The sequence below is a fragment of the Acidovorax sp. Root70 genome (assembly GCF_001428225.1).
In the GTDB taxonomy this organism is placed as follows: Bacteria; Pseudomonadota; Gammaproteobacteria; order Burkholderiales; family Burkholderiaceae_C; genus Acidovorax.
Window position 1 is genome coordinate 26,157 of record NZ_LMHQ01000014.1, and the last position, 19,004, is coordinate 45,160.

General features: G+C 66.0%; 14 protein-coding genes. 9 read left to right on the forward strand and 5 right to left on the reverse strand.

The genetic code is table 11. The features are described 5' to 3' along the window. Positions 1–12: 12 nt before the first annotated feature. From gyrB to dnaA, 3 genes are all read right to left on the reverse strand, one after another. On the reverse strand, positions 13–2,628 hold the full coding sequence (gene gyrB / locus ASD94_RS09850) for a DNA topoisomerase (ATP-hydrolyzing) subunit B (protein ID WP_056642083.1): 2,616 nt from the start codon (positions 2,626–2,628) through the stop codon (positions 13–15). 155 nt (positions 2,629–2,783) lie between these two features. Then, complete coding sequence (gene dnaN / locus ASD94_RS09855; protein ID WP_056642086.1) at positions 2,784–3,902, reverse strand: DNA polymerase III subunit beta; 1,119 nt, start codon at positions 3,900–3,902, stop codon at positions 2,784–2,786. Between the two features lie 167 nt (positions 3,903–4,069). After that, positions 4,070–5,494, reverse strand: coding sequence for a chromosomal replication initiator protein DnaA (gene dnaA, locus ASD94_RS09860; protein WP_056642088.1), 1,425 nt, complete (start codon positions 5,492–5,494; stop codon positions 4,070–4,072). Positions 5,495–5,924: 430 nt separating this feature from the next. On the opposite strand from dnaA, the gene rpmH reads away from it, so the two are divergent. The 7 genes from rpmH to ASD94_RS09890 all read left to right on the forward strand — a co-directional run bounded on the left by rpmH (position 5,925) and on the right by ASD94_RS09890 (position 11,803). Beyond that, positions 5,925–6,059 carry a 50S ribosomal protein L34 gene (gene rpmH, locus ASD94_RS09865; RefSeq protein WP_005798102.1) on the forward strand — a complete coding sequence of 45 codons (135 nt, stop codon included), beginning with the start codon at positions 5,925–5,927 and terminating at the stop codon, positions 6,057–6,059. Between the two features lie 73 nt (positions 6,060–6,132). Beyond that, positions 6,133–6,651: a ribonuclease P protein component gene (locus ASD94_RS09870; RefSeq protein WP_056642090.1), complete on the forward strand. Its 519-nt coding sequence runs from the start codon at positions 6,133–6,135 to the stop codon at positions 6,649–6,651. Next, the gene (yidD, locus tag ASD94_RS23150; RefSeq protein ID WP_082576826.1) at positions 6,648–6,941 is read left to right on the forward strand and encodes a membrane protein insertion efficiency factor YidD; all 294 of its coding nucleotides are present in this window, start codon (positions 6,648–6,650) and stop codon (positions 6,939–6,941) included. The genes ASD94_RS09870 and yidD overlap by 4 nt, the downstream gene beginning before the upstream one ends. Then, positions 6,938–8,644, forward strand: a complete 1,707-nt coding sequence (gene yidC / locus ASD94_RS09875; protein WP_056642093.1) for a membrane protein insertase YidC — start codon at positions 6,938–6,940, stop codon at positions 8,642–8,644. Before yidD ends, yidC begins: the two co-directional genes overlap by 4 nt. Before the next feature lie 91 nt (positions 8,645–8,735). Next, positions 8,736–10,157 carry a tRNA uridine-5-carboxymethylaminomethyl(34) synthesis GTPase MnmE gene (gene mnmE / locus ASD94_RS09880; protein ID WP_056642096.1) on the forward strand — a complete coding sequence of 474 codons (1,422 nt, stop codon included), beginning with the start codon at positions 8,736–8,738 and terminating at the stop codon, positions 10,155–10,157. A gap of 81 nt (positions 10,158–10,238) precedes the next feature. Then, entirely contained in the window at positions 10,239–10,730 is a 492-nt protein-coding gene (locus ASD94_RS09885; RefSeq protein WP_043565827.1) for a Crp/Fnr family transcriptional regulator, read from the forward strand. Between the two features lie 110 nt (positions 10,731–10,840). Continuing rightward, entirely contained in the window at positions 10,841–11,803 is a 963-nt protein-coding gene (locus ASD94_RS09890; RefSeq protein ID WP_056642099.1) for a hypothetical protein, read from the forward strand. Positions 11,804–11,862: 59 nt separating this feature from the next. Here the strand turns inward: ASD94_RS09890 and ASD94_RS09895 are convergent, their stop codons facing one another. Further along, positions 11,863–12,417, reverse strand: a complete 555-nt coding sequence (locus ASD94_RS09895; protein ID WP_056642102.1) for an adenine phosphoribosyltransferase — start codon at positions 12,415–12,417, stop codon at positions 11,863–11,865. A 219-nt stretch (positions 12,418–12,636) separates the two neighbouring features. Here ASD94_RS09895 and ASD94_RS09900 point away from each other — a divergent pair, with 219 nt between their 5' ends. Then, on the forward strand, positions 12,637–15,690 hold the full coding sequence (locus ASD94_RS09900) for an EAL domain-containing protein (RefSeq protein WP_056642104.1): 3,054 nt from the start codon (positions 12,637–12,639) through the stop codon (positions 15,688–15,690). Positions 15,691–15,804: 114 nt separating this feature from the next. On the opposite strand, the gene ASD94_RS09905 is transcribed toward ASD94_RS09900, so the two are convergent. Next, positions 15,805–17,790 carry a monovalent cation:proton antiporter family protein gene (locus tag ASD94_RS09905; protein WP_056642108.1) on the reverse strand — a complete coding sequence of 662 codons (1,986 nt, stop codon included), beginning with the start codon at positions 17,788–17,790 and terminating at the stop codon, positions 15,805–15,807. Between the two features lie 212 nt (positions 17,791–18,002). Here ASD94_RS09905 and ASD94_RS09910 point away from each other — a divergent pair, with 212 nt between their 5' ends. Next, complete coding sequence (locus tag ASD94_RS09910) at positions 18,003–19,004, forward strand: SIS domain-containing protein (protein WP_056642111.1); 1,002 nt, start codon at positions 18,003–18,005, stop codon at positions 19,002–19,004.

Below are 19,004 nucleotides of genomic sequence, written 5' to 3' on the forward strand. Positions count from 1 at the left end.
CGGCTGACTATGTCAAACGTCAATATTCCCCGCGCGCAGCGCATTCGTCTCAATGAAATCCCGGCGTGGCTCCACTTCATCGCCCATCAGCATCGTGAACACGCGATCCGCCTCAATCGCGTCGTCGATCTGCACGCGTAGCAGGCGGCGCACGTTGGGGTCCATCGTCGTTTCCCACAGCTGCTCGGGGTTCATTTCGCCCAGGCCCTTGTAGCGCTGGCGGCTGGTGGTGCGTTCGGCTTCGGCAATCAGCCACTTCATGGCCTGGCGGAAGTCGCCCACTTTCTCTTCCTTCTGCTTGTCGCCTTCGCCGCGCATCGCCTTGGCGCCTTCGGCCAGCAGGCCGCGGAAGGTTTCGGCGGCTTCGGCCAGGGCGGCGTAGTCGGCGCCGTGCACAAAGTCTTGCGTGATGACGCTGCTCTTGATGTTGCCGTGGTGGCGGCGGCTGATGCGCAGCAGGGGCTTGTCGGTGCGGGCGTCAAATTCACCGGCCACTTCGGCTGGGGCTCCGGTGGTGTTCAGTTCGCGCAGCTTGGCCTGCAGGGCCACGGCGCTGGCTTCAGCGTCGGCCACGGTGTCGAGTTTGAGGCTCACGCCGTCGGCAATCGCGCGCAGGGCTTCGGCGTCCATGAAGTTGCCCAGGCGGGCGATGACGCTTTCAGCGATCTGGTGCTTGCGCGCCAGTTCGGCCAGGGTGTCGCCGGTCAGGGTTTGCGGGTTGGCGCCGCCGGTGGTCACGCTGGCGTGGTTCAGCGCAATACGCAGCAAGAAGCCGTCGAGCGCGGGGGCGTCCTTCAGGTACAACTCTTCCTTGCCGGCCTTGACCTTGTACAGCGGTGGCTGGGCGATGTAGATGTGGCCGCGCTCGACCAGCTCGGGCATCTGGCGGTAGAAGAAGGTGAGCAGCAGGGTGCGGATGTGGGCGCCGTCGACGTCCGCGTCGGTCATGATGATGATGCGGTGGTAGCGCAGCTTGGCCACATCAAAGTCGTCGCCGCCAGTGGTGCCACCGGCCTTGCCGATGCCGGTGCCCAGGGCCGTGATCAGCGTGAGGATTTCGTTGCTGGTCAGCAACTTTTCGTAGCGGGCTTTTTCCACGTTCAGGATCTTGCCGCGCAGGGGCAGGATGGCCTGGAACTTGCGGTCACGGCCCTGTTTGGCGGAGCCGCCGGCGGAGTCACCCTCGACGATGTAGATTTCGCACATCGCCGGGTCTTTTTCCTGGCAGTCGGCCAGTTTGCCGGGCAGGCCCATACCGTCGAGCACGCCTTTACGGCGGGTCATTTCGCGGGCCTTGCGGGCGGCTTCGCGGGCGCGGGCGGCCTCGACGATCTTGCCGCAGATGATCTTGGCGTCGTTCGGCTTTTCCTGCAGGTAGTCGGTGAGCAGCTTGCCCACGATGTCTTCGACCGGGGCGCGCACTTCGCTCGACACCAGCTTGTCCTTGGTCTGACTGCTGAACTTGGGCTCGGGCACTTTCACGCTCAGCACGCAGCACAGGCCTTCGCGCATGTCGTCGCCGGTGACTTCGACCTTGGCCTTCTTGGCCAGCTCGTTTTCTTCGATGTATTTGTTGATGACGCGGGTCATCGCGGCGCGCAGGCCGGTGAGGTGGGTGCCGCCGTCACGCTGGGGGATGTTGTTGGTGAAGCACAGCACTTGCTCGGTGTACGCGCTGTTCCACTGCATGGCCACTTCCACGCCGATGTGCGTGCCGGGGATGCCACCGTACGTCTCTGCCGGGCGCTCGCCTGCAGCGTAGAACGATGTGGGGTGCAGAACGGTCTTGCCCTTGTTGATGAACTCGACAAAGCCGCGCACGCCACCGGCGCCGGAGAAGTCGTCTTCCTTGCCGCTGCGCTCGTCCTTGAGGCGAATGCGCACGCCGTTGTTCAGGAACGAGAGTTCGCGCAGGCGCTTGGCCAGGATCTCGTAGTGGAAGTCGTTGTTCTCTTTGAAGATCTCGGTGTCTGGCAAAAAGTGCACTTCGGTGCCGCGCTTTTCGGTCTCGCCGGTCACCTTCATGGGGCTGACTTCAAAGCCGTCTACCTTGTCGAGCAGGCGGTCTTGCACGAAGCCGCGCGCAAATTCGATCTGGTGCACCTTGCCTTCGCGGCGCACAGTAAGGCGCAGCCATTTGCTCAAAGCGTTCACGCAGCTCACGCCCACGCCGTGCAGGCCGCCCGAGACCTTGTAGCTGTTCTGGTTGAACTTGCCGCCCGCGTGCAGTTCAGTCAGGGCAATTTCTGCCGCCGAGCGCTTGGGCTCGTGCTTGTCGTCCATCTTCACGCCGGTGGGGATGCCCCGGCCGTTGTCGGTCACGCTGATGGAGTTGTCGGTGTGGATGGTGACGACGATGTCGTCGCAGTGGCCGGCCAGTGCTTCGTCGATGGAGTTGTCGACCACTTCGAACACCAGGTGGTGCAGGCCGGTGCCGTCGCTCGTGTCGCCGATGTACATGCCGGGGCGCTTGCGCACGGCCTCCAGGCCTTCGAGGATGGTGATGGCGCCTTCGCCGTAGCTTTCGCTGGCGCCGGCCTGGTTGGTGTCGATCTTGTTGACGGTGGGCTCCACATGGCCGGAGACGCCGGAGGATTCGGGCTCGGAAGGAATGTTGTCAACGGTCATGGTGGGCCTTGGGATCCGTGGAAACCGGAGTTTCCAATGTGTTCAATGGTCAAATTGGGCGCAAGCGCATATTGAATATGCGCTTGCAGCTATCAATACAGTAGCGTTTGCAGTGTGGCGTTGCAACTGTGAAGCAGGGCTGGCGTCACGCTGCCTCAGATGCGCATGGGCATCACGACGTACTTGAAGCTGTCGTTCTCGGGGATGGTCAGCAGCGCAGAGCTGTTGCCGTCCGACAATTCCACCTTCACCATGTCCTGGCCCATGTTGGCCAGGGCGTCGATGAGGTAGGTCACGTTGAAACCGATCTCGATGGTGTCGCCACCGTAGTCGATGTCGAGCTCGTCCACGGCTTCTTCCTGCTCGGCGTTGTTGGACGCCACCCGCAGGGTGCCGGGCTCCAGGTTCAGGCGCACGCCCTTGAACTTGTCGCTGGTCATGATGGCCGTGCGCTGCAGGCTGGCCAGCAGGGGGGCGCGGCCCAGGGTGATGCTGTTCTTGTGGTTCTTGGGGATCACGCGGTTGTAGTCGGGGAACTTGCCCTCGACCAGCTTGGTGACGAACTCCATGCCGCCAAAGGTGAACTTGGCCTGGTTGTTGGCGAACTGCATTTCGATGTGCGGCTGGTTCTCGCCACCCGCATCAGACAACAGGCGCTGCAGCTCGATCACGGTCTTGCGCGGCAGGATGACTTCCTGCTTGGGCACTTCCACATCCAGCGTGGCGCTGGCAAAGGCCAGGCGGTGGCCGTCGGTGGCGACCAGGCTCAGGGTCTTGCCCTCGGCCACGAACAGGATGCCGTTGAGGTAGTAGCGGATGTCCTGCACCGCCATCGCAAACGACACCTGGCCCAGCAGGTCCTTGAGGGTCTTTTGCGGCACAGCGAACACGGGGCCAAAGGCGGCGGATTCCTGAACCAGCGGGAAGTCTTCAGCCGGCAGGCTTTGCAGCGTGAAGCGGCTCTTGCCGCCCTTGAGGATGAGCTTGGACTGGGCCGATTCGAGGCTCACGGTCTGGTCACCGGGCATGGTGCGCAGGATGTCGATGAGCTTGCGCGCGCCCACGGTGGTGGTGAAGTCGCCGGTGTCGCCGCCCAGTTCGGCCGTGGTGCGGATCTGGATTTCGAGGTCGCTGGTCGTCAGCTGCAGGGCATTGCCTGTCTTGCGGATCAGCACATTGGCCAGGATGGGCAGCGTGTGGCGGCGCTCCACGATGCCAGCCACGGACTGCAGTACCGCGAGAACCTTGTCTTGTGTTGCCTTCAGGACGATCATGTCATCAACCTCTTGTGGATTTTCTAAACCGGTGCGTCGGCAGCGGCACGGGTGGTGCCCCCCCTGCTGCCCAATCCGTCATTTTGCCCTGTAAGCGGCTGTTCGCCTTCTTGGAGGCGCAATGAACAAGTTCTTACAGATACCAGCCTCATGGAGCGCATGGGGCATCAGCCTTTCAGCGTCTGCTCCAGCACGTGCAACTGCTGGTTCAGCTCGGTCAGTTGCTGGCGCTCGCCCGAAATCTTTCGTACGGCATGCAGCACGGTCGTGTGGTCGCGTCCGCCAAACAATTCTCCGATCTCGGGAAGGCTCTTTTGCGTCAGCTCCTTGGCCAGGTACATCGCAATCTGGCGCGGGCGGGCAATGCTGGCTGGGCGCTTCTTGCTGTACATGTCGGCGACCTTGATCTTGTAATAGTCGGCCACCGTCTTCTGAATGTTTTCCACAGAGATCTGCCGGTTCTGGATGGACAGCAGGTCGCGCAACGCCTCGCGGGCGAGCTGGATGGAAATCTCTTTCTGGTTGAAGCGCGAGTACGCCAGGATCTTGCGCAGCGCGCCTTCGAGCTCGCGCACGTTGGAGCGCACGTTCTTGGCCACGAAGAAGGCGACTTCCTCGGGCATCTCCGTGCCTTCGACGCGCGCCTTGTTGATCAGAATGGCCACGCGCATTTCCAGCTCGGGCGGTTCGATGGCCACCGTCAGGCCCGAGTCAAAGCGCGACACCAGCCGCTCATGGATGTTGGCCAGGCCCTTGGGATAGGTGTCCGACGTCATCACGATGTGCGACTTCTTGGCCAGCAGGGCTTCGAATGCGTTGAAGAATTCTTCCTGCGTGCGGTCCTTGTTGGCGAAGAACTGCACATCGTCGATCAGCAGCAGGTCCAGCGAGTGGTAGCGCTCCTTGAACTCGTCGAAGGTGCGGCGCTGGTAGGCCTTAACCACATCCGACACGAACTGTTCGGCGTGGATGTAGAGAACTTTGGCGTCGGGCTTGTCCTGCAGCAGGCGGTTGCCCACAGCGTGCACCAGGTGGGTCTTGCCCAGGCCCACGCCGCCGTAGATGAACAACGGGTTGTACAGATGGCCGGGCATGCCCGCCACGTGCATGGCCGCCGAGCGCGCCATGCGGTTGGCTGTGCCCTCCACCAGGGTCTCGAACGTGAGGGCGGCGTTGAGGCGGTTGCGGAACGCACCCGCCGTGGCTTCATCGTTGCTGCTGGAAGGGGATTCGGCGGGCGCTGCGGAGCTGGCGGGCTCCTGCGACGTGGGGCGCACATAAGTGCGGGCAACAGATTCCCGCTGAGCGAGCGCTAACTCCAGCGTGACTGGTTGGCCATACAGGCCTTCAAGCAGCGCGGCAATGCGGCCCGCGTATTGAGCGCGGATCCAGTCGAGCTTGAAGCGGTTGCCCACGAGCAGCGTGACTTTGGAGAAGTCTTCGGCCACCTGGGCCACCAGGGGCTTGATCCAGGTGTTGAATTGTTGTTCTGGCAGGTCTTGTGCCAGTTGCTCAACGCAGGCTTGCCACAGGCCCTGACCGGCATCTGAGCCGGGCGAATTGGGGGAGCTGCGGGTGGGTTCCTCGGTCATTTCTGGGGAATTCTTATTGTGGATAGGAGGAACGGGGTGAGGCGGTGGATTGTAGCTTGTCAAGGAGTTATCCACAATTTGATGGCGGCTGTCATCCGGGGGAATCCGGGGTTGCCATGGAGGGCAGAAACGGTCGCGGAGCCGCACGCTGCTGCGTGACGCCCTCTTGTACACAGAGGCCCATCGAGGGCAGCGCCCGGGGTTCCAGTGCTCGCTGATAAAGGCCCGCTCACCGAAAGGCATTGCCAGCCAGCCACAAGCCTGCGATAATTTTGGGTTTCCCTGAATGTGTTCAGGGTGATTTGACCCGGCGCGCCGTTATTTCTGCCCCGTGGGTCTGCCGCCAAGGCGCCGTTTTTGCGGCGTGGCTGTGCAGATTGCAGGGGGTTCAAGAGCAGCAGTCCGGAACTGAACCTCAAGGAATAGCACCATGAAACGTACTTACCAGCCCTCCAAGACGCGCCGCGCGCGCACCCACGGTTTCCTCGTCCGCATGAAGACCCGCGGCGGCCGTGCCGTTATCAACGCACGCCGCGCCAAGGGCCGCAAGCGCCTGGCCGTCTAAGGCCGTTACGGTCTACGGCCTGCTCCCCGCCTGTTCCCGGTTTGTACCGCCAGGTTCCAAACGGGGCGCTTGCATGCACAGGCTAAAAACCCGGCCGCAGTTCCAGGCTGCCATGGCGGGAGGCACTGTCTCCCGCACGGCGCATTTTGCGTTGCACCGCTTGGTACTCGATGCCAATGGCGCTGCAGCTAGCCAAACCGCTGCTGTTGCACCCACAGGGCCCGGCTCCTTGCAGCACACGCAAGGGCCGCAGGCCCTGTTTGTCGTTCCTGGCGTCTGGCTGGGTGCCATGGTGCCCAAGCGCTGGGCGCGCCGCGCCGTGACGCGCAACGCTATCAAGCGGCAGATTTACACCGTGGGCGCCATGTTTGAGGCGCGTTTGCCGCAGGCCGCCCATGTGGTGCGCCTGCGTTCGGCGTTTGATCGCAAGCAGTTTGTGAGCGCCACGTCCGACCAGCTCAAGCAGGCGGTGCGCACGGAGCTGCTGCAGCTGTTCGGGTACGCCACCCGGCATGCGGGCGCTGCAGTGGCCTCAGCCACTCCAGCTGCCGCACCTGTGCCGCCGGTGGCAGAGCCGGTGACCGCCCCATGATGCAGCGCCTGCTGATCGGCGTGGTCAAAGGCTATCGGTTGTTCCTCAGCCCCTGGCTGGGCTCGGCCTGCCGCTTTGAGCCGACCTGCTCGGTCTATTCGCTGCAGGCGCTGGAGCAGCACGGCGCTCTGACAGGCAGTTATCTCACGGTGCGCAGGCTGGTACGCTGCCACCCTTGGTGTGACGGGGGCCACGATCCGGTCCCGCAAGATCTGCCGCGCAGCATGCGGCTTTTTTCGCGGCGTCATCCGTCCACCACCCAATCATCCTCACCAAAGAAGTCTTCATGAACGACATTCGCCGCACCATCCTGTGGGTGATTTTTGGCTTTTCCATGGTTTTGCTGTGGGACAAGTGGCAGTTGCACAACGGCAACAAGGCCACCTTTTTCCCCACCACGCCTGCAGTGACGGCGCCCGCTGCCGGTGCTGCTTCCAGCGCGACCGGGGCAGCCAGCGTGCCCGCCACCAGCGTGCCCGCAGCCACTGCGGTTGCTCAAGGCGCAGCAGCGGTGCCCGGCCAGCCGACGCCAGCGGCCGCGCCCGCCAAGCGTGAGCGCATCGAAGTCAAGACCGACCTGTACCGTCTGGTGTTCGACAGTGAAGGCGGCTCGCTCACGCAGGCCGAGCTGCTCAAGCACGCCGACATGACCGACAAGACCCGCAACTTCCTGCTGCTGGACGAGAGCGCGCAGCGCGTCTACGTGGCGCAGACGGGCCTGGTGGGCGGTACCTTCCCCACGCACAAGACGGCGATGACGGCCGTGCCCGGCCCGCGTGAACTCAAGGACGGGCAGGACGAGCTGAGCATCCGTTTCGAGTCGCCCGACCAAGGTGGCGTGAAGCTGGTCAAGACCTGGACCATCAAGCGCGGCGCCTATGACATCGCCGTCAAGCACGAGATCGTGAACACCGGTAGTGCTGCCGTGTCGCCCCAGCTGTACCTGCAGCTGGTGCGTGACGGCAACAAGCCGCCCGGCGAGTCCTCGTTCTACTCCACCTTCACGGGCCCAGCGGTCTTCACCGAAGCCAAGAAGTACCAGAAGATCGAGTTCAAGGACATCGAAAGCGGCAAGATCGACATCCCCAAGGACTCTGCCAATGGCTATGCAGCCATGGTCCAGCATTACTTCGCCACGGCCTGGCTGCTGGCGGATGGCGTGCAGCGCGAGCCCTTCGTTCGCAAGGTGGACACCAACCTGTACTCGGTGGGCATGCTGACCTCGCTGGGCACCATCGAGCCGGGCGCCACCAAGACCGTCGACGCGCGCCTGTTCGCCGGCCCGCAGGTCGAGACCATGATGGAAAAGCTGTACCCCGGCCTGGAACTGGTCAAGGACTACGGCTGGCTCACCATCCTGTCCAAGCCGCTGTACTGGCTGCTCGATCAGCTGCACAAACTCTTGAACAACTGGGGCTGGTCCATCGTGGCGCTGGTGCTGCTGCTGAAGATCGCTTTCTACTGGCTGAACGCCAAGGCCTACGCCAGCATGGCCAAGATGAAGGCCATCAACCCCAAGATCACGGAGATGCGTGAGCGCCTGAAGGACAAGCCTCAGCAGATGCAGCAGGAGATGATGCGCATCTACCGCGAGGAAAAGGTCAACCCCATGGGCGGCTGCTTCCCCATCATGATCCAGATCCCTGTGTTCATCGCGCTGTACTGGGTGCTGCTGTCCAGCGTCGAGATGCGCAATGCGCCCTGGATCGGCTGGATCCACGACCTCTCCGCGCCGGATCCATTCTTCATCCTGCCCCTGCTGATGACGGCCAGCTCGCTGCTGCAGACGGCCCTGAACCCCGCGCCGCCAGACCCGATGCAGGCCAAGATGATGTGGTTCATGCCGCTGATCTTCAGCGTGATGTTCTTCTTCTTCCCGGCCGGCCTGGTGCTGTACTGGCTGACGAACAACATTCTGTCGATTGCGCAGCAGTGGATCATCAACACCCGCATGGGCGTGCCACCGCAGTTCAATCTGCCCAAGTTCAAGTGATGCCGCAGCGGCAACGCTGACATCCACGAACTGACCCCCCAAAGGCCGCGCAAGCGGCCTTTTTTCCGTCCACCTTGTAAAGTCCCTGCCCATGCTCGCCCGCCACCACGACCCCATCGTTGCCATCGCCACTGCCCCCGGCCGTGGGGCCGTCGGCATCGTGCGGGTGTCGGGCAAAGGGCTGGAGGCCCTGGTGCAGGCGCTGTGCGGTCGCACCCTCAAGCCCCGCGAGGCCACCTACCTGCCCTTTCGCGACGCGCAGGGCCAGGCCATCGACCAGGGGTTGGCGTTGTACTTCCCCGGCCCGCACAGCTACACCGGCGAGGATGTGCTGGAGCTGCAGGCCCACGGTGGCCCCGTGGTGCTGCAGCTGCTGCTGGCGCGCTGCCTGGAGGCGGGCACCGCCACGGACCCGGCCACCGGCCAGCCCTGCCTGTCGGGCCTGCGCGTGGCCCAGCCCGGGGAGTTCACCGAACGCGCCTTCCTCAACGACAAGATCGACCTCGCCCAGGCCGAGGCGATTGCCGACCTGATCGACGCCAGCACCGAGGCCGCAGCCCGCAGCGCCAGCCGCTCGCTGACGGGCGCGTTCTCCGCAGAAATCCACAGCTTGCGCGATGCGCTCATCCACCTGCGCATGCTGGTGGAGGCCACGCTGGACTTCCCTGAAGAAGAAATCGACTTCCTGCGCAAGGCCGATGCGCATGGGCAGCTATCGAACTTGCAGCAAACCCTGGCCTCGGTGATGCAGCGCGCGCGCCAGGGGGCGCTGCTGCGCGAGGGCATCAAGGTGGTCATCGCCGGGCAGCCCAATGCTGGCAAAAGCTCCCTGCTCAATGCGCTGGCGGGGGCCGAGCTGGCCATCGTCACGCCCATCGCAGGCACCACGCGCGACAAGGTGCAGCAGACCATCCAGATCGAGGGGGTGCCCCTGCACATCATCGACACCGCCGGCCTGCGCGACAGCAGCGACGAGGTCGAGCGCATCGGCATCGCCCGCGCCTGGGACGAGATCGCGGGGGCAGACGCCGTGCTGTTCCTGCACGACTTGTCGCGGCAGAATGCTCCTGAATATGTAGCTGCCGACGCAGATATCGAAAGCGCCTTGGGGCAAAAACTGCCCAAGAACATTCCCGTGATCGATGTCTGGAACAAGCTGGACTGCGCGGCGGGTGTTGCCTCCTCCGTCAGCGCCGGGCGCCCGGCGGTGCACCTGTCGGCCCGCACCGGTCAGGGGCTGGACGGCTTGCGGAGGCTGCTGCTGGACGTGGCGGGCTGGCAGTCGGCGCCCGAGGGCATCTACATCGCCCGCGCGCGGCACGTGCAGGCGCTGCAGGCGGTGTCGTCACACCTGCAGGAGGCCGCTGACCAGCTGCAGGCCCAGGGCCCGGCGCTGGACCTGCTGGCCGAGGAACTGCGGCTGGCGCAGAACGCGCTGAGCGCCATCACCGGCGAGTTCACCTCGGACGACCTGCTCGGGGTGATCTTCTCCAGCTTCTGCATCGGCAAATAGCGACCGTTGGTCGCCCTATCTTGTAAACGGACGTAAACAGCGCTTGTGTCCGATCTGTAACAGGGTTACTTTCGGCGGACCATGAATGTTCCCATGCCCGTTGCCTCCAAGGTGGACCTCAAAGGTCTGATCGACGCCATTGCCCAGACCACGGCGGAGGACAGCATGACCAACCCGCTGACGGCAGCCCAGTGGGAGGTGCTGTCGTCCTACCTGCTGCCCGTGGTGCTGCCCGCAGGGCAGGTGCTGTTCAGCCAGGGTGCCACGGACCGCACGCTGTATCTGGTCGAAAGTGGCAGCCTGAGCGTGCACTACCAGGACGAAAAAGAGCGCTTGCGCCTGGCGATTGTGGGCGCGGGGTCGGTAGTGGGTGAAGGCGCTTTCTTCTCGCACCGCGCGCGCAGCGCCACCGTGCAGGCCAGCGCTCCTTGCAAACTCTGGAGCCTCACGGCCATCCGCTTCACCGAGCTGACCAACCGCCAGCCTGCCATTGCCCTGGGCCTGGCCATGGCGGCAGGGGCCGTGCTGGCCAAGCGCCTGGGCAATCGCCGCCGCCGCGTTGCGGCCACCTGACAGGCTGCCCCCGTCGGGGGTTCCCTTGGGCTTCTTCCATCTTCTGCAGGGGGATGGCGCGGTACACTCGATTTGGATTTTGTCCGGGCACCATCCGAAGAAAGCAAGCCATGTCCCTGTTCAGCTGGTTCAGCCGCAAACCCGCCCCCGCCAAGCCCCGCGCAGCGGCCGAGCCCTCCGGCCTGTTCAACGCCGACGCCACCGTGCCCCTGCAAACCGGGCGCCAGGGCAAGCCGCTGGTGGAACCCCAGCCGCCTGAGCACGCCGCCAACCGCAAGAACGAGCGCATGGAGCGCCGCGAGCTGCTCTACACGGTGGTGCGCGACGCCATGGTGCGCGCTGGCGTGCTGTCGGCCAGCTACAAATTCAAGGTGCTGTCGCTTGACCAGCGCGGCCGCCAGTTCCTGGTGATGATGGACTTGGCCCGCGAATACGGCGGCGAGACGGTGCGTCTGAGCGAGATCGAGGCGCTCATCGCCCAGACGGCCAAGACCCGCTACGACATCCTGGTGACGGCCGTGTACTGGCGCATCAACGACCACGTGGCGGTGGGTATTCCACAAAAGGGCGTGGCGCCCCAAGGCGCGGCGCTGCCGTTGCAGGCGGTATCCACGGCGGTGCGCCGTCCGCCAGCAGCAGCGGCCACTGCCCCTGCGCCCCTGGCTCCATCGCCTGCCCCGTTGGCTGGCGCACGCCCCGCTGCGACCGCTCCTGCTCCACTGACCCCTTCTGCGCCTGCTCCGGCCCCGCTGGCGGCGCGCCGTCCGCTCGCCGCGGTATCGGCCCCTGCGCCTCTGGTGCCCGCATCCGCACCACTGGCCGCCGCACGGCCCCCATCTTCTGCCCGCTTTGAACCCATCGAGGCCGACGAGGTGGCCGCTTTCAAGCGCGCGCTGGCCAATGCGGCGGGGTCATCGGCTGCCCCGGCGGCGGCTGCCAGACCGGGCGTGCCTGTGCGCTCCGGCCCACTGCTGCCGCCGTCGCAGCCCACAGGTTTTGAGGACACCGAGATGCCTGGTGCCGACGGCCAGGCCCCCGATCTGAGCAGCACCCAGTACGGTGAACTCAACTAGGGATGAAACAGGGGCATGCCGGGCGTGGCCGGGCTTGCGTCCCCAAGTCCTCCGCAGTATCAGTGGCCTGCAAAGTCCACCAGCGTGAACAGCGGCAGGCCCGATTCGCGCAGCCGCTGTGAGCCGCCGAGCTCGGGCAGGTCCACGATCGCGGCGCCCTCGGTGACCGTGGCCCCCAGCTTTTCCAGCAGCTTCTTGCCAGCCATCATGGTCCCGCCGGTAGCGATCAGGTCGTCGATCAGCAGCACGCGGTCGCCGGCCTTCACGGCGTCGGTGTGCAACTCCACCGTGGCGCTGCCGTATTCCAGTTCATAGGTTTCCTCCACCGTGGTGAAGGGCAGCTTGCCCTTCTTGCGGATGGGCACAAAGCCCACGTTCAGCTCGTAGGCCACCACGGCCCCCAGGATGAAGCCCCGCGCGTCCAGGCCTGCCACCACGTCGGGGCGCAGCGCCTTGTCCATGTAGCGGTGCACGAACGCGTCGATCAGCACGCGGAACACTTTCGGGTCCTGCAGCAGGGGCGTGATGTCGCGGAACTGCACGCCGGGCGCGGGCCAGTCGGGGACGGTGCGGATGTGCTGGCGAAGGTACTGGTTGACGCTGAGGGGCTGCATGGGCGGGTGTGGGAGTGATGACGGTGGGAAGGCCCGGGCAGGGGCCTGCGCCTGTGCGCACGCCCAGGGCTGGCCGGCGGCGCGAAGCTCGGAAAGTGCGAGAGTGTAAACAGCCCGCGCGCCGGACACGCGAACCCGCACCCGACGCCATAATGTGTTTCACTGGCGTTACAAACTGCGCGCCGCCTGCGGCGCCCCAACCTCCCCGACGATCGGCCCATGCCCATCTCCGTTCTGCTGATCGAGAGTGATCACTCCCACGCGAAGGCAGTGGCGGGGGCGCTGGCAGACCCCTGGTCGGGTTGGCGCGTGGATGTGGTGGAGTCGATCAGCGAGGCGCGCGAGCAATTGCTGCGCCACCGCCCCGACATCGTGCTGGCCGCCCAGCGCACCATGGACGGCTCGGCGTTTGACCTGCTGCAGCTGCTCGACGGCGTTCCGGCCATCATCATCGTGCGCATGGGGGCGGAGACCCACGCGGCGCAGGCCATGCGCCACGGGTTTGACGATTTCACCGTGCAGGACCCGGCGCTGGATTACCTGCTCACCCTGCCCGCGCAGATCGAGGCGGTGCTCGAGCGCAGCTCCAGCGCGCGCGCCCGCCGCGCGGCCGAGGCCATGCTCGCGCGCCAGCACCGGCTGCTGCAGGCCATCTCGCGCGCCCAGGGCATGTTCATAGCCAGCTCAGGCCCCCGTGCAGCGTTCGAGGTGCTGCTGAGCGAGCTGATGACCCTGACCCAGAGCGCGTTCGGCCTGGTGGGCCAGGTGCAGCGCGCCGACGATGGGCACCCCTATCTGCGGGTGCACGCGATGACCGACATCAGCTGGGACGAGGCCTCGCGCCAGCGCTACGCCGAGCATGCCGAGGACGGCATGGTGTTCGACAACCTGCACTCGCTGGTGGGCGCTGCGCTGGTGACGGGCGAGCCAGTCCTCAGCAACGAGGCCAGCCACGACCCGCGCAGCGCGGGCACGCCGCCTGGTCACCCCACGCTGCACACCTACCTGGGCTTGCCCATTCACGCGGCGGGCGAGCTGGTGGCCATGGTGGGCCTGGCCAACCGCAGCGGCGGCTACACCCATGCCGATGTGCAGTTTCTGCAGCCCTTGCTGAGCACGATCGGCCAGTTGGAGACCGCCCGCCGCGCCGCGCTGGCCCGCAGCCATGTGGAGGCCGAACTGGCCCGCACCAGCGCGCTGCTGGCCGAGAAGACCGGTGCCCTCGAAGGCACGCTGGCCAACATCTCCCAGGGCATCACCAACGTCGACGCCGAGGGGCGCATCCGCGTCTACAACCAGCGCTACCTGGAGCTGCTGGACCTGCCCGAGAGCCTGCTGGCCACGCAGCCCCTGGTGGAAGAGGTGGTGCGCTTTCAGACTGAGCGGGGCGACTTCGGTCCCAATTTCCAGCTCATCGAGCCCATGGCGCGCAAATATGTGGCCTCGGAGTACGCGGCCCACGGCAACCAGTTGCCTTTGCCTGACAGCTATGTGCGGCGCACGCCCAAGGGCCGCTACATCGAGGTGCGCACCCGTGCCCTGGAGCCCGGCGGGCGCGTGCGCACCTTCACCGATGTCACCGACTACCTGAGCACGCTGGAGGCCTTGCGCCAGAGCGAGGCGCGCTGGCGCAGCCTGACGGACCTGTCGTCCGACTGGTACTGGGAGCAGGACGACCAGTTCCGCTTTGTGCGGCTGGACGGCAACCCGTACCACACCGAGGGCGTGCCGGATGACATGCACTATGGCCTGACCCGCTGGGAGCTGCCTGACACCTTCGCCACGGAAGGGCAATGGCGCGCGCACCGCGAGCAGCTGGAGGCGCACCAGGTCTTTCACGACTTCGAGATGCAGCGCCTGTCCCAGGATGGCAAACCCGTGTGGGTGTCGATCAGCGGCGAGCCCATCTTTGACGAAGAGGGGCGCTTTACCGGCTACCGGGGCGTGGCGCGCGACATCACCGAGCGCAAGCTGGCCGAGGCCGAGATCCAGCGCCTGGCGTTCTACGACGAACTCACCGGCCTGCCCAACCGCCGCCTGCTCATGGACCGGCTGGAGCGTGCGGTGGCCACCACCCAGCGCGAGGGCCGCCACGGCGCGCTGCTGTTCCTCGACCTGGACAATTTCAAGGGCATCAACGACACCATGGGCCACGAGTGGGGCGACCGCTTGCTGGTGCAGGTGGCCGCACGTATCGGGGCCTGCGTGCGGGCCACCGACACCGTGGCGCGGCTGGGTGGCGATGAGTTTGTGGTCGTGGTGCAGGGCCTGCACGGCCAGGAGGTTGAAGCCGCCGCCGAGGCCGAGGCCGTGGCCCAGAAGGTGCTGGTGGCGCTGAACCAGCCCTATGTGGTGGACGGCTGCGACATGCACAGCACCCCCAGCATCGGCATTGCGTTGTTCCAGGACGCGCAGCAGCCCGTGCAGGAGCTGCTCAAGCGCGCCGATCTGGCCATGTACCAGGCCAAGGCGCAGGGGCGCAATACCCTGTGCTTTTTCGACCCCGCCATGCAGGCCGCCGCATCGGCGCGCTCAGCGCTGGAGGGGGACATCCGCTTGGGGTTGGCGCGCAACGAATTTTTGCTGCACTACCAGCCGGTGGTGGACGCCACCGGCCACCTGCTGGGGGCCGAGGCGCTGGTGCGCTGGCAACACCCGCAGCGCGGCATGGTCTCGCCCGCCGATTTCATCCCGCTGGCCGAGCAGACCGGGCTCATCCTGCCCCTGGGCCGCCAGGTGTTGGCCCTGGCCTGCCGACAGCTGGCCCAGTGGGCCATCGCCCCAGCGACGGCTGCGTGGACGCTGGCCGTCAACGTGAGTGCGCAGGAGTTCCGCCAGCCCGATTTTGTGGAGCAGGTGCTGGCCGCGCTGCGCGATTCGGCCGCCAACCCGCGCCTGCTCAAGCTCGAACTGACCGAAAGCCTGCTGCTGCACGACGTGGAGGACAGCATCCTCAAGATGCAGGCGCTGCGCACGCTGGGGGTGGGCTTTTCGCTCGACGACTTTGGCACCGGCTACTCATCGCTCAGCTACCTCAAGCGTCTGCCGCTGGACCAGCTCAAGATCGACCAGAGCTTTGTGCGCGACGTGCTCACCGACCCCAACGACGCCACCATCGCCTGCACCATCATCACGCTGGCCCGCAGCCTGGGCCTGGACGTGGTGGCCGAGGGGGTGGAGACCGAAGGGCAGCGCGCGTTCTTGCTGCGCAACGGCTGCCGCCAGTTCCAGGGCTACTTGTTCGGGCGGCCTGGGCCTGCGGAGTTGCTGTAGTTTGCTATTAAATATGTAGCTGATAGCGCATATTGCACTGGCGCTACAGGCACATTTCATTCAAATTTTGGGCCCGACCACCCGTTGAGTTACCAGCGGCGTGCCCCAGGCCGGTCAGCCTTTCAGCAGCTTGTCTTCCGCCAGCGCCAGCGCAGCCGGGTGGCCCGACAGCACCAGCGTGTCGCCTTCGGCCAGCAGGGCCTCGTCCACCGTCGCGCTCACATGGCCATTGCCGCGCCGCAGGTTGACCACGCGCACGCCCATGGCCGGCAGCGCCAGCTGGCCCAGGCTACGGCCCAGCGCGGTGGAGCCCGGGGGCAGGTTGATGGTAGACAGGCGCTCCTGGTCGCGCTCGTTCACCGTGTCGTCATCGGCGCCGTGGAAGTAGCCGCGCAGCAAGTTGTAGCGCGCGTCGCGCTGGTCCTGCACCAGGCGCAGCACGCGGCGCATGGGCACGCCCACCAGGGCCAGGGCGTGGCTGGCGAGCATGAGCGAGCCCTCGATGGCCTCGGGCACCACCTCGGTCGCGCCCGCCTCCTGCAGCTTGTCCAGGTACAGATCGTCCTGCGTGCGCACCACCACCGGCACCTGCGGCGCGTGCGACCGGGCATTGGCCAGCACCTTCAGCGCGGCGGGTACGTCGATATAGGTCACGGCCACAGCGCTGGCGCGCACCAGGCCGGCCGCCATCAGCGCCTGCAGGCGCGTGGCGTCGCCATACACCACCGAGTCGCCCGCTGCCGCGGCCTGGCGCACACGGTCCGGGTCCAGGTCCAGCGCCATGTACGGGACGCCCTCGTGCTCCAGCATGCGCGCCAGGTTCTGTCCGCAGCGGCCGTAGCCGCAGATGATCACATGCTTGCTGGTGTTGATGGACTTGCGCGCGATGGTCGTCATCTGCAGCGACTGCTGCAGCCAGTCGCTGGCCACCAGCTTCATCACGATGCGGTTGCTGTACATGATGAGGAAGGGCGTGGCGAGCATCGAGAGCACCATGGCCGCGAGGATGGGGTTCATCAGCGCCGGTTGCACCAGCCCGTTGCTTTGCGTGAGCGACAGCAGCACAAAGCCGAACTCGCCCGCCTGCGCCAGGTACAGCCCGGTGCGCAGCGCCACACCGGTGGTCGCACCCATGCCGCGCGCCAGCACCAGGATGATCCCCAGCTTGAGCACCAGGGGCACCGTGAGCAGCATCAGCACCAGTGCCCAGCGGTCCACCAGGATGTGCCAGTCCAGCATCATCCCGATGGTGATGAAGAACAGGCCCAGCAGCACATCGTGAAAGGGCCGGATGTCCGTGCCCACCTGGTGGCGGTATTCGGTCTCGGACACCAGCACGCCCGCAATGAAGGCGCCCAGTGCCAGGCTCAGGCCCGCCAGCTCGGTCAGCCAAGCCAGGCCCAGCGTGATCAGCAGCAGGTTCAGCATGAACAGTTCGTCGCTCTTGCGCCGCGCGACCAGCGTGAGCCACCAGCGCATCAGCCGCTGCCCGCCGGTGAGAAGCAGGCCCACCAGCACCGTGGCCTTGATCAGCGCCCAACCCAGTGAGGTGAGCAGCTGGTCCGGCGACGACCCCAGCGCCGGAATCAGCACCAGCAGCGGCACCACGGCCAGGTCCTGGAACAGCAGGATGCCCATCACGCGCCGGCCGTGTTCGCTCTCCAGCTCGGCCCGTTCGGCCATGAGCTTGACCACGATGGCCGTGCTGCTCATGGCCATCACGCCCGACAGCGCCAGCGCCGTCTGCCAGCCCATGTCCCATACCCCGCCCACCCAGCGCGACAGCACCAGCGCCAGTCCGGACACGACGGCCATCGTCAGCACCACCTGCATCAGCCCCAGGCCAAACACCTGCTTGCGCATGGCGCGCAGCTTGGGCAGGCTGAATTCCAGCCCGATGGCAAACATCAGGAACACCACCCCAAACTCGCCCAGGTGGCGCACGCCTTCGGAGTTCTGCGCCAGCGCCAGCGCATGCGGCCCAATGAGCACCCCGGCGGCCAGGTAGCCCAGCATGGGCGGCAGCTTGAGGCTGCGGCATGCCACCACGCCCAGCACCGCGGCCAGCAGGTAAAGCAGTGTGAGGGCGAGAGAGGACATGGGTTCGATGCTATCCGAGGCTTGACTTGTGTAACACAGGATTCAATCAAGCCACTGGCTCGGACTGCAGGCGATTGCTGCATCCCAGTGCGCGCAAGTCTTGCAGCCTCGTGGGCCGGGCAAAGGCTTTGCTGCCCGGATGCACGGACCATGCCAGTGGACTTGGCCGACGCGGCGGCCCGGCCCGCATGCCCGGTCGATAGAATCCGTGCATGACTCCCGCCCCCGCCGCGCTGCCCCCTTTCGATGCTGATCAGGCCCTGCGCCTGGCCCGCGAGACCTTCCACATCGAGGCGGAAGCCCTGAACGGCCTCGCGGCCCGCGTGGATGGCGTGTTTGCCCAGGCGGTGCAGATGGTGCTGCAGGCCCGGGGCCGCGTGGTGGTGATGGGCATGGGCAAAAGCGGCCACGTGGGCCGCAAGATCGCCGCCACCCTGGCCTCCACCGGCACCCCCGCGTTTTTTGTGCACCCCGCCGAAGCCAGCCATGGCGACCTGGGCATGGTCACCGGCGACGACCTGGTGCTGGCCATCTCCAACAGCGGCGAAAGCGGCGAACTCACAGCCATCCTGCCGGTGCTGCGGCGCCTGGGCGCGCCCATGATCGCCATGACGGGCGGCCTGCAGTCCACCCTGGCGCGTTATGCCGACCTGGTGCTCGACTGCAGCGTGGCGCGCGAAGCCTGCCCGTTGAACCTGGCCCCCACCGCCAGCACCACGGCCCAGCTGGCCATGGGCGACGCGCTGGCCGTGGCCCTGCTGGACGCCCGGGGCTTTCGCCCTGAAGACTTTGCCCGCTCGCACCCTGGCGGTGCGCTGGGACGCAAGCTGCTCACCCATGTGAGCGACGTGATGCGTTCGGGCACCGAAGTGCCGCGTGTGGCCCCCGATGCCTCGTTCAGCGACCTCATGCGCGAGATGAGCGCCAAAGGCCTGGGCGCCTCGGCCATCGTCGATGCCGCCGGGCAGGTGCTGGGCATCTTCACCGACGGCGACCTGCGCCGCCGCATCGAGGCCGGGGCAGAACTGCGGTCCACCACCGCCGCCCAGGTCATGCATGCCAACCCGCGCCGCATTGCCCCCGACGCGCTGGCCGTGGATGCCGCCGAAATGATGGAGGCCCACGCCATCACCAGCGTGCTGGCGGTGGACGCTGCGGGTGCCCTGGTGGGCGTGGTCCACATCGGCGACCTGATGCGTGCGAAGGTGATCTGA

Bases quoted from the DNA above. Each gene is read 5' to 3' on its own strand.
- yidC (WP_056642093.1), top strand. From the start codon at position 6,938: ATGAACGACATTCGCCGCACCATCCTGTGGGTGATTTTTGGCTTTTCC.
- ASD94_RS09895 (WP_056642102.1), bottom strand. From the start codon at position 12,417: ATGCAGCCCCTCAGCGTCAACCAGTACCTTCGCCAGCACATCCGCACC.
- ASD94_RS09890 (WP_056642099.1), top strand. From the start codon at position 10,841: ATGTCCCTGTTCAGCTGGTTCAGCCGCAAACCCGCCCCCGCCAAGCCC.
- ASD94_RS09905 (WP_056642108.1), bottom strand. From the start codon at position 17,790: ATGTCCTCTCTCGCCCTCACACTGCTTTACCTGCTGGCCGCGGTGCTG.
- ASD94_RS09870 (WP_056642090.1), top strand. From the start codon at position 6,133: ATGCACAGGCTAAAAACCCGGCCGCAGTTCCAGGCTGCCATGGCGGGA.
- rpmH (WP_005798102.1), top strand. From the start codon at position 5,925: ATGAAACGTACTTACCAGCCCTCCAAGACGCGCCGCGCGCGCACCCAC.
- dnaA (WP_056642088.1), bottom strand. From the start codon at position 5,494: ATGACCGAGGAACCCACCCGCAGCTCCCCCAATTCGCCCGGCTCAGAT.
- ASD94_RS09910 (WP_056642111.1), top strand. From the start codon at position 18,003: ATGACTCCCGCCCCCGCCGCGCTGCCCCCTTTCGATGCTGATCAGGCC.
- ASD94_RS09900 (WP_056642104.1), top strand. From the start codon at position 12,637: ATGCCCATCTCCGTTCTGCTGATCGAGAGTGATCACTCCCACGCGAAG.
- gyrB (WP_056642083.1), bottom strand. From the start codon at position 2,628: ATGACCGTTGACAACATTCCTTCCGAGCCCGAATCCTCCGGCGTCTCC.
- ASD94_RS09885 (WP_043565827.1), top strand. From the start codon at position 10,239: ATGAATGTTCCCATGCCCGTTGCCTCCAAGGTGGACCTCAAAGGTCTG.
- mnmE (WP_056642096.1), top strand. From the start codon at position 8,736: ATGCTCGCCCGCCACCACGACCCCATCGTTGCCATCGCCACTGCCCCC.
- dnaN (WP_056642086.1), bottom strand. From the start codon at position 3,902: ATGATCGTCCTGAAGGCAACACAAGACAAGGTTCTCGCGGTACTGCAG.
- yidD (WP_082576826.1), top strand. From the start codon at position 6,648: ATGATGCAGCGCCTGCTGATCGGCGTGGTCAAAGGCTATCGGTTGTTC.